The following is a 15,532-nucleotide window of genomic DNA, read 5'->3' on the forward strand; positions in this document are numbered from 1 at the left end:
GTTTTAAATGATAAATTACAAATAATTGGAGAGTTGTCTGGCTACACTTTTTTAAGAGAAACAGATAGGCATTATGCTTTTATTGATGCTATATTAGAGAATTATTAAAATTCAATTTACACTATATATAAAACGTCTAAAATTCAATTTAGACGTTTTTTTTATTGCTTTATTTCGTTTAGTTTTGAAGCTTAATTAAAATAATAGAGATGCCAGGATTTGAAAGCTTTGGAGATTTAGAAAGAAAAGAAGTGCAGGACGTTTTAGACAGTGGTGTTTTAATGCGTTATGGTTTTGATGCTATGCGAAATGGTCATTATAAAGCACAGTCATTAGAACAAGAATTACAAAAGACACTTGAGGTTAATCACGCACAATTAGTAACCAATGGTACAGCAGCAGTGTCTGTTGCATTAGCATTAGCAGGAGTTGGAGCAGGTGACGAGGTTATTATGCCTTGTTTTACTTTTGTTGCTAGTTTTGAGGCTATAATGATGCTTGGTGCAATACCAATTTTAGTTGATATTGATGATACTTTGACTTTAGATCCTGAAGCTGTTAGACAAGCCATTACAAATAAAACGAAAGCTATTATGCCTGTTCATATGTGTGGTAGTATGGCTAATCTAGAGGCTTTAAAAGCACTAGCGGATGAGCATGATCTAAAATTAGTTGAGGATGCTTGTCAGGCAATTGGAGGTACTTATAAAGGAAAATATTTAGGGACTTATGGTGATTTAGGGTGCTTTAGTTTTGATTTTGTAAAAACAATTACTTCAGGTGAAGGAGGAGCTGTTATTACCAATAATCCAGAATATGCTAAACATGCAGATTATTTTACGGATCATGGTCACGACCATATTGGTAGCGATAGAGGTGCAGAATCACATCCTGTCTTAGGTTATAACTTTAGATTGTCAGAGTTGCATGCAGCAGTAGGTTTAGCTCAAGTTAGACGTTTAAAAGATTTTGTTGCTATACAGAAAAAGAATTACACAATTTTAAGAGATGCTTTATCTACAATTCCTGAAATTACTTTTAGAACTGTACCTGAAGGAGGAGAGGAGAGTTATGCGTTTTTAAGTTTTTTCTTACCAGATTTAGAGATTGCTCGTAAAGTATCTACTTCATTTAAAACTAATGGAGTTGATGCATGTTTTCATTATTATGATAACAATTGGCATTATGTTAGAAAATGGGATCATTTAAAAGACTTGAAAACATTATATCCCGTTAGTAAAGAAGTTAAAGAGGGTATGTCTTACTTAAAGGATAAGTCTTTTGAAAAATCTGACCATTTTATAGGACGAAACTTATCATGTCTAATAAAATTATCTTGGACTGAAGCCGAAACAAAAAAACGTGCAGAGTTAATGGTTGAAGCTATAAAAACATCATTATAAAACCATTATAATTATATAAAAAAAGCTCCAATTATTAATTGGAGCTTTTTTTATTTCAATTAAAAGTTAATTAGTAATTAACATATTCAATAATTTCTAAACCATAACCTATCATTCCAACACGTTTTGTTTGTTGTGAATTTGAGATAAGCTTAATTTTATGAATATTTAAATCATGAAGAATCTGTGCACCAATACCAAAATCTTTACTATCCATTGCTATAGCAGGTGCTTTAGCAATAGTATCAGGTTTTTGTTCTGATTTTAAAACCGATAAACGTTGTAGTAAGTTCATCGATTCAGCTTGTTGATTAATAAACAGTATAGCTCCTTTTCCTTCGTCATTAATTACTTTAAACATGTCGTCTAGCTTCTCATCGGCATTATTGGTTAAAGTACCTAAAATGTCGTTATTGACTAAAGTCGAGTTAACACGAGTTAAAACAGTATCATTGCTAGTCCAATCTCCTTTAGTTAAAGCAATATGAACTTGATTATTTGTAGTTTGTTGGTATGCTCTTAATCTAAAAGCACCAAATCTTGTTTGAATTTCAAAGTCTTCTTTTTTATCAATTAACGAGTCATGATCCATGCGATAAGCAATCAAATCTTCTATTGATACTAGTTTTAAATCAAACTTTTTAGCAACCTCAATTAACTGAGGTAATCTAGCCATAGTTCCATCTTCGTTCATGATTTCAACAATCACACCAGCAGGTTGTAATCCTGCTAATCTTGCAAAGTCTATTGCTGCTTCAGTGTGACCTGTGCGTCTTAAAACACCACCTTCTTTGGCAACTAATGGAAAAATATGTCCTGGTCGTGCTAAATCAAACGGTTTTGTTTCAGGATTTACTAGTGCCTGTACTGTTTTAGAGCGATCTGCAGCAGATATACCTGTAGTAACACCATTTCCTTTTAAATCTATAGATACTGTAAAGGCAGTTTCCATATGATCTGTATTATTGGTTACCATCATGTGTAGATCTAATTCTTCACAACGTTGTTCCGTTAAAGGTGTGCATATTAGACCACGACCATGCGTTGCCATAAAGTTTATCATCTCAGGAGAAACTAATTCTGCTGCAGCAACAAAATCACCTTCATTTTCTCTGTCTTCATCATCAACGACAATAATGACTTTACCTGCTTTTATATCTTGTATAGCTTCTTCAATTGTATTTAATTTAAAAGCTGTTTTATCTTGTTTTTGTGTAGTATTCATAACAAATGTGTTGTCCTGCAAAGATATTGCATATTTATCACTTAGTGCAATTAAGCCTATAGTTTTTGACGTCTTTTAAAATGAATGATTGGATACATTATAACTCCTAAAATCAGTATAAAAAAGTTTTCTCTTTTTACTTTAATAGCTTTTAAAAGTTTTAAAAATTCTATTGAAGATTTAATATAATTAAAGAGAAAAACTAGATATGAAATTACGCTAATTTGTATTCCTGCAAGTGCTAATTGGGGTAATTTATTATTTTTAAATACAAAGTATAAAACAAATAGAATTAAAGCTATGCTGAAACTAATGAAGCTTAACTTTGTAGTTATATTGTAATCCTTTAAATCTTTGTCTATAAGTATAATTGGTTCGGATTCTGTTTCAAATACAGTATCCATAGTAGTTAACCCATTAAAATTTGTTCCAACAGATAATTTACTAACTCTTAAAAAGTGAGTTAAAGGATAAATAAATAATCCTAAACCTTTTTGAATCAAAGTTTCTTCTTTATGTTTTGTTTTAACAATTAAGGTGTTATAAGTAATTGTTGATTTTATGTAATTGAATATAAATATTATTACTGATATACCTGAAATTTGTATTCCTGCAAGTGCTAATTGAGGTAATTTATTATTCTTAAAAACAAAATATAAAATGAATAATATTAGAGCTATACTAAGGCTAATAATATTAATTTTTGATAAAGATTTGTAATTTAAAATCTCTTTATCTTCAAAATGGACAGTTCTAAAATTAGGATCTAAACTGTCAAGCTTTGATCCACGATTAAACTTTTTATTATACCAATTTTTAATAGGTACCGTAATGTGATCAAACTCAAAAATCCCTCTGTCTTGTGTTGCTCTAGTAGTTAAAAATATACTTAAGGGTAACATGATTAATGTAGAAAACCAAGCAGCTAGTACAGGATTTAAGTTTCCATTTTTTGCACTGTTTTCTGCAAATAAACCAATAAAGTGATAGGTTAAAAATAAAACAATAGCAATTACCATTGGTAGTCCCAATCCTCCTTTGCGGATTAATGCACCAAGAGGTGCTCCCACAAAAAATAAGATAATACAAGCAACTCCTAATGCAAACTTTTTATGTAATTGGATTCCGTGTTTGTATATTCTAGAATTTTCACCTTTTAAGTTATTTTGTTTAGATTTAATAATTTGCTGTGTACTAGAAATGCTATTGATAGCATAATCCAAAACCTGGATTTTACGTTTAGTTTTAAATATATCTAAGATATTACCTTTGTAAAGACTGTCTTTTTTAGCATTTATTGTTAAGTTTATAGTAGATAAATTTGTTCTGGTGTATAACGCTTTAGAAAAATCTTCAACTGTAGTTTGTCTTTTAGTTTTTAAGGAATCTATTGAAAAATTAAGTTCTGCTACGTTAAGCATTTTATAATTATCATCTACATTTTTTTCATCTAAATCCACATTATTTAGATTAGATAGATCATAATTTAAAATGTGTTTTTTAAACTCAGTTTTTACAAATGGTTTTTTATTACGTTCAGCTATTTTTTTAGGAGGCGTATCATTATAGTAAAACCCATCATAAAGTATTAGTTTTAAAATATTTGAATCCTCAGAACTTGCTAGTTCTCCTGTTTTAGCAATTATGGTAATATGGTTTCCTGAAAAACTTTTTCCACTTTTTTGATGTATGGTTATGCCTTTAAGAAATTTACCGTTTTCACCATATTTTTCTTCAACTTTAATATTTAATTGGTCACTTATGTCATTAAATTGACCTTCTGCTATAGCCATAGCAGGTTTAACTTTGGCAATATTTCGTCTTAAATTAAAACTATTATATTCTGCCCAAGGGATGACGTTGTTACTAAAAAAGAAGGTTAAGATTGATAATCCAACTATAAATATACCCAAACCAGACATGGCACGTTGTAGTGATATACCTGTAGATTTCATGGCTGCAAACTCATAATTTTCGGCAAAATTACCAAAAACCATTATCGAAGATAATAAAATTGTAAGCGGTAAAATTAAAGGTATTAATGTAGGAGTGATGTACATTAAAAATTTTAATACAGTGACAAGGTCTAAGTCTTTACCTGCTAATTCTTTAATATATAGCCATATAGCTTGTAAAACAAAAATCAGCATGAGTATGACAAACACGCTGATAAAAGTTTTAAGATATGATGTTAATATGTACCGATCTAATATTTTCACTTAAGACTAATCTAGTTTATTGATAAAATAATCCTTGTATTTACTATTGTCAAAGGTAAATAACGATTTTGATAAAGTCTCGTTTGTTTTAAAAGAGTTTACAGTTAAAGTTGTTTTAGTGCTGTTTTTTCCAACTTCAATTAATCTGTATATATGCTTTGTTTTATTATCAACACCTAATAAAACATATTTTATTTCAGAATTAGAATCAATTGGTGTTAATTTTACGTATTGTATTTTACGACCACTTACGTCTTGTACAATATCCATATTGTAGGTAAAACCATCTTTATAAAACGATAGCATTTTACTTGGTGTAATGGTGCTTTCATCTTCATCACTTCCTTTAGAGATAGTAATTTCTTCATCCTCTGGGCTGATACTATAGATGTTTTGACCATCATAAATACGCGTAATACCTAAGATGTTTAATTTGTATTTTTCGCCTTGCATGACTACGTCACCTTTAGTCTCTTGTTTGATGTTTTCTTCAAGATTTTCTAAAACATATTTAAAGTCAATTGAAATATTTTGGTAACTTTTTGCTTTAGCTGTAACCTCGTTTAATAACTGTTTTGCTTTATCATCTTGAGCAAAAATAGTTGTTGTTGCTAATAAAAATAATACTAATACTTTTTTCATTTTAAGTGTAATTTATTTCTTTTCGTTTTCTAATAGTTCATCAAGAGCCACTAAATCTACAACTAACACTTGTCTGGCTTTACTACCTTCAAAACCACCAACAATACCTGCTGCTTCTAATTGGTCAATTAAACGACCTGCACGATTGTAACCTAGTTTTAATTTACGTTGTAATAAAGACGCAGATCCTTGTTGAGCTGTAACAATAATTTGGGCAGCATCTTTAAACAAGACATCTCTGTCTGATATATCTACATCAAGACTTGTGCCACTTTCTTCACCAACATACTCTGGTAACAAATAAGCGTCTGGATATGCTTTTTGACCACCAATAAAGTCGACTATTTTTTCTACTTCAGGTGTATCTACAAATGCACATTGTATACGTATCATATCATTACCCTGAGTGTATAGCATGTCTCCACGACCAATTAATTGATCTGCTCCTCCAGCATCTAAAATAGTTCTAGAGTCAATTTTACTAGATACTCTAAACGCTATTCTTGCTGGGAAATTGGCTTTTATAATACCTGTAATTACATTTACAGATGGACGTTGTGTTGCAATAATTAAATGTATACCAATTGCACGAGCTAATTGAGCTAATCTTGCAACTGGAGTTTCTACTTCTTTACCAGCAGTCATGATTAAATCTGCAAACTCATCTACAACTAATACAATGTATGGTAAAAAGGCATGACCATCGTTAGGATTTAGTTTTCGTGCTTTAAATTTGTTATTATATTCTACAATATTTCTACATAAAGCATTTTTAAGCATTTCATACCTGTTGTCCATTTCAATACACAATGAATTTAAGGTGTGTATTACTTTGGTATTATCAGTTATAATAGCTTCTCCTTCGTCAGGTAGCTTGGCTAGGTAATGTCTTTCAATTTTATTAAATAAAGTTAATTCCACCTTTTTAGGATCTACTAAAACAAACTTAACTTCAGCAGGATGCTTCTTATATAATAAAGACGTTAATACAGCATTTAAACCAACAGATTTACCTTGACCTGTTGCTCCAGCCATCAATAAGTGAGGCATTTTTGCTAAATCAACCACTAAAGTTTCATTACTAATCGTTTTTCCAATTGCTATTGGTAAATGCATTTCGGTTTTCTGAAACTTTTGAGACGCAATAACAGATCGCATCGATACGATTGTCGAGTTTTTATTTGGTACCTCAATACCAATAGTTCCTTTTCCAGGTATTGGAGCAATAATACGTATACCTAAAGCGGATAATGATAATGCTATATCATCTTCAAGGTTTTTAATTTTTGAAATTCTGATACCTGCTTCTGGTACAATTTCGTATAAAGTTACCGTTGGTCCAATTGTCGCTTTTATGCTTGCAATACCAATTTTGTAGTTGTTTAAAGTTTCTACAATTCGGTTTTTATTATTTTCAAGTTCCTCTTGATTAATGGTAACGCCTTCGTTATCATACTTTTTAAGTAAATCTAAAGGAGGGAATTGATAATTGCCCAATTCTAGAGTAGGATCAAATTGTCCAAAATCTTCCACTAATTTATTGGCTAAATTGTCGGTTTCAGATAATTCTTCTTTAACCGTTTCAACTTCTATTTCAACCTTAGGTTCTTCTATTTCTATTTTAGGCGAAACTACTTCCGTTTTAATTGTTGTTATTGGTTCTTTTTTAGGAGTTGTTGGATTAATTTCAAGTTGAGTTGTACCTTCTATTTTTGAATGATTTGAAATTGTAGGCTCTACTTTTTTGTCTACTTCAAAAGCTGATTTCATGGCTTCAGCTTCATCTGAATACGAATTGTCCACAGGCACAAAGTCGTCATTAAAATCTTTTTGAATATCTTTTGATGCTTTTTTAAACATCGAAGAAATACGTTGTGGTGTAAACTTAAATCGGATTGCTAAATAACTAATGAAGGCAAAGGTTAATAATAGAATTGTACCTATTTTACCTATGTAATCTTGGAAGAAACTATTAATTTCAAAACCAATAACACCACTTAAACTATCATTAATATGTGTAAAAAAACCAAAAAATATAGATAGCCAGATAATAACTAAGATTCCCCAAAACCAATGTTTACGGAGTTTCGTTTTGTTTAAGTCTGTTAAAACATAAATACCAGATAAAAAAGTTAACCCAGAGATTATAAAAGAAGCCACACCAAAACCACGTTGTATAAATAGGTCGCTAATCCAAGCACCAAGTTTGCTTAACCAGTTTTTGGTTTCTACTTCTCTTGATCCAAATTCACTTAAAGCACTTTGGTCAATATGTCCTGTAAATAAATAAGATAAAAAGGCAATAAAAAACAAGATACCTAATATTATTAAAAAGCTACCAAGAACTAATTTTTGCTGACTACTAAGCGTTAAATCAGGTTTTTTTATGCTTTTTTCTTTTTAGGTTTAACTGTTTTTTTTGCTTTCGCCATTATCAGGTTTTAATTTGTGTAAAAATACAAATAGTTAACATTTATCCTAATGGATAATTGTTTAAAATAGCTTTGGTATATAAATAATCAAGCCAATGATTGTGGAAGCTATTGAGGCGATAAATACAGCTCCTGCTGCAATGTCTTTAATAAAGCCAATTTTTGCATGATGTTCTGGATGTATAAAATCTGCTATGGCTTCAATAGCAGTGTTGATCCCTTCAATACTCATTACTAATCCAATAGCAAAGCATTGCATGATCCATTCGGTTGCAGATATGTTACAATATAAACCAGCAATAGTAACTAGTATTGCTATGCAAAATTGTATTTTTATACTGGCTTCGGTTTTTAAAAGCATGAGCATGCCTTTAAAGGCATACCCAACACTTTTTATTCTGTTGACAACAAAAGATTCTTTGGTGTCCATATATTATAAGGTCTCTAATGCAGCTTTATAATTTGGCTCGTCAGCGACTTCTTGTACCTGCTCGTTGTAGGCAACTGTTCCATTTTCATCTATAACAACAACACATCTAGAGTGTAAGCCTTCAAAAGCACCAGAAGCAAATTCTAATCCGTAGTCTTTACCAAATTGACCTGTTTTAAAATCGGATAACATGGTTACGTTTTCGATACCCTCTGCACCACAAAATCTAGCTTGAGCAAATGGTAAATCTCTAGAGATGCATAATACTTGTGTATTATCCATGTTAGCTGCTTCTTTATTAAAAGCTCTTACCGATGTTGCGCAAGTACCAGTATCTACACTTGGAAAAATGTTTAATACTACTTTTTGTCCTTTATAGTCTGATAGTTTTTTTACAGATAAATCACTTACAGTTAATGTAAATTCAGGAGCTTGTTGACCAACTTGTGGAAGATTACCTGAAGTTTCTACTGGATTACCTCCTAATGTTATTTTTGCCATTTTATTAAGTTTTGTTTCTAAAAGTAAAAATAGGTAATAAAGACTGTAATTAATACGTGTTAGCAAAACTTTATTAAATAGTTAATATTTATGGGTTTTAATACTTGTTATAGTTAAAAGCTATATTAAAATAGTAACAATCAATTTTTTTAATGGTAAATTTAGAGGGTAGATAACTAATTTTATATCCAATTAAATTATAAATCAAACATTAAATACTATGGGAAATTCAACTAACGATTCTGCAGATTCAATACATGCAGAAAACCAAGAAACTAATCCAGATGGAGCAGGTTCGGATATTGGAAAATGTCCTTTTATGCAAGGTGCAATTACTACCACAGAAAAATCAGTTACCGATTGGTGGCCAAATACTCTAAATTTAGATATTCTTCACCAACAAGATTCTAAAACGAATCCTTTAGGTGCAGATTTTGACTATCAGGAAGAATTAAAAAAACTGGATGTTGATGCCCTTAAAAAAGATCTTCATGAGTTTATGACAGATTCTCAAGATTGGTGGCCTGCAGATTGGGGACATTATGGAGGATTAATGATTAGAATGGCATGGCATGCAGCTGGATCCTATAGATTAGCCGATGGACGTGGTGGTGGTGGAACTGGTAATCAGCGTTTTGCACCATTAAATTCTTGGCCTGATAATGTGAGTTTAGATAAGGCTAGACGTTTACTATGGCCTATCAAGAAAAAATATGGTAATAAAGTTAGTTGGGCAGATTTAATTATTCTTGCAGGAACTATTGCTTATGAAAGTATGGGCTTAAAAACCTACGGTTTTGCATTTGGTCGTCAAGATATATGGCATCCAGAAAAAGATGTGTATTGGGGAGCAGAAAAAGAGTGGTTAGCACCAAGTGATGAGCGTTATAGCGATGTGGATAAACCTGATACTATGGAAAATCCATTAGCAGCTGTACAAATGGGATTAATTTATGTAAATCCTGAAGGGGTTAATGGTAAACAAGACCCTTTAAAAACAGCGCAACAAGTCCGTGAGACTTTTAAGCGTATGGCTATGAATGATGAAGAAACGGTTGCTTTAACAGCTGGAGGACATACCGTTGGAAAAGCACACGGAAATGGAGACGCTAGTATTTTAGGGCCTGACCCAGAAAGTGCTGGTGTAGAGGAGCAAGGTATGGGTTGGTCTAACCCAACAAAATCTGGAAAAGGAAGATACACAGTTACTAGCGGTTTAGAAGGCGCTTGGACCACACATCCTACAAAATGGGATAATGGCTTTTTTGAAATGTTATTTAACCATGAATGGGAATCTAGAAAAAGTCCTGCAGGAGCAGATCAATGGGAACCAGTGAGTATTAAAGAAGAAGATAAGCCTGTAGATGTTGAAGATTTAACTACGAAGTACAATCCTATGATGACTGATGCGGATATGGCCATGAAAATGGACCCTATCTATAGAGAGATTTCTTTGAAGTTTATGAATGATTTTGATTATTTCTCTGATACTTTTGCTCGTGCTTGGTTTAAATTAACGCATCGTGATATGGGACCAAAAGACCGTTGGTTTGGACCAGACGTACCACAAGAAGATTTAGTATGGCAAGACCCAATCCCTAAAGGTAATTATGATTATGATGTTGATGCTGTTAAAGCTAAAATTGCTAGTACAGATTTAACTATTTCTGAGTTAGTAGCTACCGCTTGGGACAGCGCTAGAACGTATAGAGGATCTGACTTTAGAGGTGGAGCAAATGGAGCACGTATTTGTTTAGAGCCACAAAATACTTGGGACGCTAACGAGCCTGCGCAATTACAAAAGGTATTGGCAGTATTAGAGCCAATTGCAGCAGAATTTAATATTAGCGTTGCAGATGCTATTGTATTAGCAGGTAATGTTGGTGTAGAGCTAGCTATTAAAAATGCTGGAATGGATGTAAGTGTTCCTTTTGCACCTGGTCGAGGAGATGCTACACAAGAGATGACAGATGTTGAGTCTTTTGAGTCTTTAGAGCCTCTTGCTGACGGTTTTAGAAACTACCAGAAAAAAGAATATGTAGTCAGTCCAGAAGAAATGTTATTAGACAAAACACAATTACTTGGGTTAACTGCTGCAGAAATGACTGTTTTAGTTGGAGGAATGCGTGTAATGGGAACCAATTTTGGAGGCACTAAGCATGGTGTGTTTACAGAAACTGAAGGAGCACTTACCAATGATTTCTTTGTTAATCTTACCGATATGATTTACGAATGGAAATCAAATGATAATGGTATTTACGAAATAAAAAACCGTAAAACTGGAGAAGTTAAATTTACCGCAACACGTGTTGATTTAGTATTTGGATCTAATTCTATTTTACGTGCCTATTCAGAATTATATGCACAAGATGATAGTAAAGAAAAGTTTGTAACCGACTTTGTTGCAGCTTGGACTAAAGTGATGAATTTAGGTCGTTTTGATATATAATTAAGAACGCAAACATATAATTTAAAGGAATGAATTGGCATAAAATTCATTCCTTTTTTATTGACTAAGACTAATTTAAATGACGTTTTAATTGATTTGTAACCTAATGGTTTTAGGTTTTAAATTAAGTTTAAATTATAACTATAGTCAGTTTTAAATAACAATAAAATTGAAAGAAAATGAATACAGAACAGCTTTTTGAAAGTATAAAAAATAGAGATACAGCAGGTTTAAAAGCCATTTTAGCAGAACACCCAAGGTTAGCAGAAGCTAAAGATCAACGTGGATTTACACCTTTAATTTTGGCTACTTATTTTGATAATGAAGCAGCTACAAAGGTCTTGGTTGAGCATAATGCACCAATCAATGATAAAGATGCCTCAGGGAACACCGCATTAATAGGTGTTAGTTTTAAAGGCAACATTGCTTTTGCAGACTATTTAATTAAAAATGGAGCAGACTTAAATGCAGTTAATAATAATGGGACGACTGCTTTAACCTTTGCGACCCAATATGATAAAATTGATATTGTAAAGTTATTATTACAACATAAAGCAGACACTACTATAAAAGACAATGAGGGTAAAACGGCTCTAGACTATGCCATAGAAAAGAAATTTGATGCTATAGCAGCCTTATTACAGTAAAATTAGTAGTAAATAAAAAACCACTTTGTAACTACAAAGTGGTTTATATTATGTGTTAGGGTATTATTAATCGTTTTTAGTAAAATACCCTTCATTTGATACTGCAGCATCACTAACGCTTATGCTAGCGGTTTTAAACCAAACTTCAGCATAGTTACCATCCGCATATTGCTTAGAAATATCACCATTATGAGTTTGGGCACCAGAACACCAGTTTTTATTTACATCAGGAGATTTTCCGTTGGTTTGGTTATAAGCACCAAGCTTAAAAAAGCAACCTTCTCCTGTATAAGCAGTTTCGCGCTCGATACCATCTTGTCCTATAGGAAAAAATAGTTGTTTAGTTTGTTCAGGGATGTTATCTACTGTTGTATATTCAGACTGTATTAAGTTTTTAGTAAATGTTTTAGTTTCATGTCCTGGACTAGTAAATGTTAAATTCATAATTCCCTCTTTGACTTCAATAGTATAACTAAATTCTTCGCCTAGCGCAATACCATCCTTAGGTTGTTCTGGATAGGTATTGGCCTCGCTACCAACAACCGAGAAGTCGTTACCCCAAACCGCTGAAGAATAATCCCAACGTTTAGAATTGTCGTCTCCAGCAGTATTAATTTCGTAATGCCAAAAAACAGAACCTTTATCGTGTCCAGGATATTTTTTGTAAAATATCTTTAATGGTTCGTTTTCAAAAGCATCAGCACTGTGAATTTGTCCTACAACTACGGAATGGGTTGCAGCTACACGTGCATCACCAGTAGCAGACACATTCATGACTTTTAAAGTTGCAGACAATTTATCGTTAGCTGTTTTTGGGTACCATTTTTTAATTTGTGCTAGTTCTGTTCTGGTGTTATTAGAAGTTCCGTGTGTGTCTCCGCCATTTGGTGTCTTAAAGACAACCCAATCCGTTTTACCATCATAAGTCGTATAGAAAAAGTCTTTACTTTCAAAATCATTAACAATACCAGCATTAGACCCGTCTCCTAAAATTAACTTCCAGTTATCAAAAAACGGAATTACAGTACTTGCATACTTTATTTTTATGCTGTCTTTTACTTCTGTTTTAGTTTCAGTGTTAGTTGGTTTTACTTCTTTTTTACAGCTGTTTAGTAGTGTGATACTTAAAAGGCTTAAGCCCAATACTAAGTTACGTTGGTTTTTAATCATTATCATCTAGTTTAGTTTAGTTTGTTGTGTCTAATTAATTATTAAAGACATAATTAATTGTAGTTAAAATAACCTAACTAATATACTTAAAAATTGGTAAACCAATTGCAGTTACCCTAAAATCATTTTAGAATCAAAACCCTTTAGTCGTATTTATTGTTCTTTTTTGTATTACACATAGGTTCTAAAAACAAGGTGTAGGGTGCTTACTGTTAGTGTTTTAGTGTGTAAAATGTGTTTACTGGTTTTTGTATATACCTCTGCTACCGTTATGAGGGTTGTATTTGGTTTTATGTTGGTTGTTGTGATGTGTTTGGAGGGGAGATTTACAAGATTTTAATGTCCCATACTCTGTGAAAATATTTTATAGTTAGGCTATTACTACGCTAAAGCCTTTTGTCTCTCTTACTGTTGTGTCCTTTGATTATTACCTTAATTATTTAGTTAAGTTATTATTGATTGCTATTGGATACGCTATAAGCATGTTATAAGTACTTTATAAGCATGCTATAACCACGCTATAACCTCTATTAAAATATTTTGTATATTACTGTATTATAGATGTTTAATTAAAAATTTGATGGTATGGCAAAACAGACAGGAATTATCCCTTTGGTAGGGACTTTAAATGGTGTTAATTTTTATTATTTGAATGGGCAACCTATTGCAAGAAAAGCAGGTGGTGGTTTTACTAAAAAAGCTATTTAAAGCAAGGCTAGTATGCAGCGTGTGCGTGAAAATGCCAATGAGTTTGGGCATTGTTCTGCAGTTAATAAAGCATTTAGATTAGCTTTGGCTCCGTTTTATAAGGGGTATACTTTTCCGCATTTTCATAGTCGTTTGATGGGTTTGTTTATGAGAATTAAGGCTTTAGACGCGACTAATATACGTGGAGCACGTACTGTTGTTAATGGAGTAGGGCAGGCGGAAGGTTTACAGCTCTTACAAACGTTTAGCTATACACCAACTTGCGATGTACAACAGGTATTGCCTTTTGAGTCTGTTGTGTCTGATAGTGATTACGCGTTAACCTTTACAGATTTTAATATTGATCAGGTTGGTTTTGTGGATGGAGCCACACATATTGCACTGACTTATGGTGTTTTGGATTTTGATTTTGAGCGTTTGGATTACGCCTTGCATTTGGCACCACCTTTAGTTATGGAGCGTAGTTATACTGGGTCTGCTTTGACTTTAACACCAGATGCTTTGCCTAATGTGCTTGGGACTAGGCTTTTTGTGCTTGGTGTGCGGTTTTACCAAATGGTTGATGGTGCTTTGTATGCTTTAAACGCTACAAATTGTGTTGGTCTTAGGGTTTTGAATAGTTTTTAGAGGATTTACACGAATTAGTAAAATAGGGAATTAAAAGCTCCGCAATTTATTATTTATGTGCAGTTTTAAAGCTTGCAAATATAACTAAGCTTGCAAAGCAATATACGATCGATTAGTAGCTAAAGGGAAGTGCAAAACATTAGCATTAATTGCGGTTTGTAATACCTTATTAAAACAGGCTTTTGCAATAGCAAAAATCAGGACTAAGTTATGATAATAATTACAGAAGTACTTTATTAAAAAATTAATGAGTTTTTACTTGTTTTTTACCACAGTACTTTGTTGTGCGTAGTTTTTTTTCAGTTTGTAATTTCCTTTCTATATTCAGCGATTATTGATAAAAGGTCCTTTCCAAGCAAAAACATATTAAATGTATAATCTACTTTCTCAGCAATCGTCAAATTTTCAATATTTCCTACCGACACAGATAACGTTTCGTTTTCGACCTTGTTATTGAAATGGAAATGTTCAGATGAAAAATGAATATGTCCACTAAGTTTTTTGTACAAAGATTTAAATTGAGGAAAAATCTTATCAATTTTTGTGACTAAATAATTGTCCGTCATTTTATTTCCTTCTCTGTCTTTTAAATTTCTAATGTGTTCTCCGTTTAAAACTTTTTCATAAAATTCACTCGAATTAGCGTATAAACTCAAAGCATATAATCTCAAACAATTATCTATTTGCAATCTCATCAATGAAATTGCTGTTTGATAATTATTACATTCCGCAAGAGTAACAAAACCTCTATTTAAAGAAATCGCTCTATTTGTTATTGACATTATGTAGTGGTTTATTTCAGATATTCCACTTTCAATTTCGTAAATCTTTTTGATTTCTAAAATAAATAGTTTTTCAAGTAATAGAATATTCTTAAAAGTGTGTTCTAAGTTACTCTCGTCAACATTCTTATTTAGTTTCTGCTTTTCCATACGGTTGAGTTTAACTTACGCACAACGTTTATGTATAAGAATAGTTGCGGGTTTGTATGCGAGGAATTTCCGAAGGAAATTCAGACGTTACAAACACGCAACGACCTTTGATTAAGCACTAAACCGCAATTATTTTTATACGGTGTT

The 15,532-nt window shown here is 32.2% G+C and carries 13 protein-coding genes and 1 pseudogene; 6 read left to right on the forward strand and 8 right to left on the reverse strand.

The window, feature by feature from the left end; all coding sequences use genetic code 11:
* The first annotated feature begins 209 nt into the window (after positions 1–209).
* Positions 210–1,403, forward strand: a complete 1,194-nt coding sequence (locus tag AC0L4B_RS10820) for a DegT/DnrJ/EryC1/StrS family aminotransferase (protein ID WP_473436913.1) — start codon at positions 210–212, stop codon at positions 1,401–1,403.
* Between the two features lie 70 nt (positions 1,404–1,473).
* On the opposite strand, the gene ribB is transcribed toward AC0L4B_RS10820, so the two are convergent.
* The 6 genes from ribB to tpx form a co-directional block, all read right to left on the reverse strand.
* Positions 1,474–2,628: a 3,4-dihydroxy-2-butanone-4-phosphate synthase gene (gene ribB / locus AC0L4B_RS10825; RefSeq protein ID WP_473436914.1), complete on the reverse strand. Its 1,155-nt coding sequence runs from the start codon at positions 2,626–2,628 to the stop codon at positions 1,474–1,476.
* A 56-nt stretch (positions 2,629–2,684) separates the two neighbouring features.
* A complete protein-coding gene (locus tag AC0L4B_RS10830; protein WP_473436915.1) occupies positions 2,685–4,847 on the reverse strand; it encodes an LptF/LptG family permease in 2,163 nt (720 codons plus the stop codon).
* Between the two features lie 6 nt (positions 4,848–4,853).
* On the reverse strand, positions 4,854–5,489 hold the full coding sequence (lolA1, locus tag AC0L4B_RS10835; RefSeq protein ID WP_473436916.1) for an outer membrane lipoprotein periplasmic chaperone LolA1: 636 nt from the start codon (positions 5,487–5,489) through the stop codon (positions 4,854–4,856).
* A gap of 12 nt (positions 5,490–5,501) precedes the next feature.
* A complete protein-coding gene (locus AC0L4B_RS10840; RefSeq protein ID WP_473436917.1) occupies positions 5,502–7,802 on the reverse strand; it encodes a DNA translocase FtsK in 2,301 nt (766 codons plus the stop codon).
* Positions 7,803–7,982: 180 nt separating this feature from the next.
* Positions 7,983–8,351 (reverse strand): diacylglycerol kinase, encoded by a 369-nt coding sequence (locus tag AC0L4B_RS10845; RefSeq protein WP_473436918.1) that lies wholly within the window; start codon positions 8,349–8,351, stop codon positions 7,983–7,985.
* A 3-nt stretch (positions 8,352–8,354) separates the two neighbouring features.
* Positions 8,355–8,852, reverse strand: a complete 498-nt coding sequence (tpx, locus tag AC0L4B_RS10850; RefSeq protein WP_473436919.1) for a thiol peroxidase — start codon at positions 8,850–8,852, stop codon at positions 8,355–8,357.
* A gap of 220 nt (positions 8,853–9,072) precedes the next feature.
* Between tpx and katG the strand changes: the two genes are divergently transcribed.
* Complete coding sequence (katG, locus tag AC0L4B_RS10855) at positions 9,073–11,301, forward strand: catalase/peroxidase HPI (RefSeq protein ID WP_473436920.1); 2,229 nt, start codon at positions 9,073–9,075, stop codon at positions 11,299–11,301.
* Between the two features lie 179 nt (positions 11,302–11,480).
* Positions 11,481–11,948, forward strand: coding sequence for an ankyrin repeat domain-containing protein (locus AC0L4B_RS10860; RefSeq protein ID WP_473436921.1), 468 nt, complete (start codon positions 11,481–11,483; stop codon positions 11,946–11,948).
* Positions 11,949–12,014: 66 nt separating this feature from the next.
* Here AC0L4B_RS10860 and AC0L4B_RS10865 read toward each other — a convergent pair whose 3' ends face one another.
* A complete protein-coding gene (locus AC0L4B_RS10865; protein WP_473436922.1) occupies positions 12,015–13,124 on the reverse strand; it encodes a polysaccharide lyase family 7 protein in 1,110 nt (369 codons plus the stop codon).
* A gap of 579 nt (positions 13,125–13,703) precedes the next feature.
* Here AC0L4B_RS10865 and AC0L4B_RS10870 point away from each other — a divergent pair.
* From AC0L4B_RS10870 to AC0L4B_RS10880, 3 genes and pseudogenes are all read left to right on the forward strand, one after another.
* Positions 13,704–13,826, forward strand: coding sequence for a hypothetical protein (locus AC0L4B_RS10870; protein WP_473436923.1), 123 nt, complete (start codon positions 13,704–13,706; stop codon positions 13,824–13,826).
* A gap of 12 nt (positions 13,827–13,838) precedes the next feature.
* Complete coding sequence (locus AC0L4B_RS10875; protein ID WP_473436924.1) at positions 13,839–14,453, forward strand: hypothetical protein; 615 nt, start codon at positions 13,839–13,841, stop codon at positions 14,451–14,453.
* Positions 14,452–14,701 (forward strand): annotated as a pseudogene (locus AC0L4B_RS10880) (IS110 family transposase); the annotation flags it as partial. The gene AC0L4B_RS10875 and the pseudogene AC0L4B_RS10880, both read left to right, overlap by 2 nt.
* A gap of 51 nt (positions 14,702–14,752) precedes the next feature.
* Here the strand turns inward: AC0L4B_RS10880 and AC0L4B_RS10885 are convergent.
* Positions 14,753–15,385, reverse strand: coding sequence for a hypothetical protein (locus tag AC0L4B_RS10885; RefSeq protein ID WP_473436925.1), 633 nt, complete (start codon positions 15,383–15,385; stop codon positions 14,753–14,755).
* Positions 15,386–15,532 lie beyond the last annotated feature (147 nt).

The sequence above is a fragment of the Olleya sp. NP1-10 genome (assembly GCF_055804415.1).

Coding starts and splice junctions, on each gene's coding strand:
- AC0L4B_RS10820 (WP_473436913.1), top strand. CDS start 210: ATGCCAGGATTTGAAAGCTTTGGAGATTTAGAAAGAAAAGAAGTGCAG.
- ribB (WP_473436914.1), bottom strand. CDS start 2,628: ATGAATACTACACAAAAACAAGATAAAACAGCTTTTAAATTAAATACA.
- lolA1 (WP_473436916.1), bottom strand. CDS start 5,489: ATGAAAAAAGTATTAGTATTATTTTTATTAGCAACAACAACTATTTTT.
- AC0L4B_RS10845 (WP_473436918.1), bottom strand. CDS start 8,351: ATGGACACCAAAGAATCTTTTGTTGTCAACAGAATAAAAAGTGTTGGG.
- tpx (WP_473436919.1), bottom strand. CDS start 8,852: ATGGCAAAAATAACATTAGGAGGTAATCCAGTAGAAACTTCAGGTAAT.
- katG (WP_473436920.1), top strand. CDS start 9,073: ATGGGAAATTCAACTAACGATTCTGCAGATTCAATACATGCAGAAAAC.
- AC0L4B_RS10860 (WP_473436921.1), top strand. CDS start 11,481: ATGAATACAGAACAGCTTTTTGAAAGTATAAAAAATAGAGATACAGCA.
- AC0L4B_RS10865 (WP_473436922.1), bottom strand. CDS start 13,124: ATGATAATGATTAAAAACCAACGTAACTTAGTATTGGGCTTAAGCCTT.
- AC0L4B_RS10870 (WP_473436923.1), top strand. CDS start 13,704: ATGGCAAAACAGACAGGAATTATCCCTTTGGTAGGGACTTTAAATGGT.
- AC0L4B_RS10875 (WP_473436924.1), top strand. CDS start 13,839: ATGCAGCGTGTGCGTGAAAATGCCAATGAGTTTGGGCATTGTTCTGCA.
- AC0L4B_RS10885 (WP_473436925.1), bottom strand. CDS start 15,385: ATGGAAAAGCAGAAACTAAATAAGAATGTTGACGAGAGTAACTTAGAA.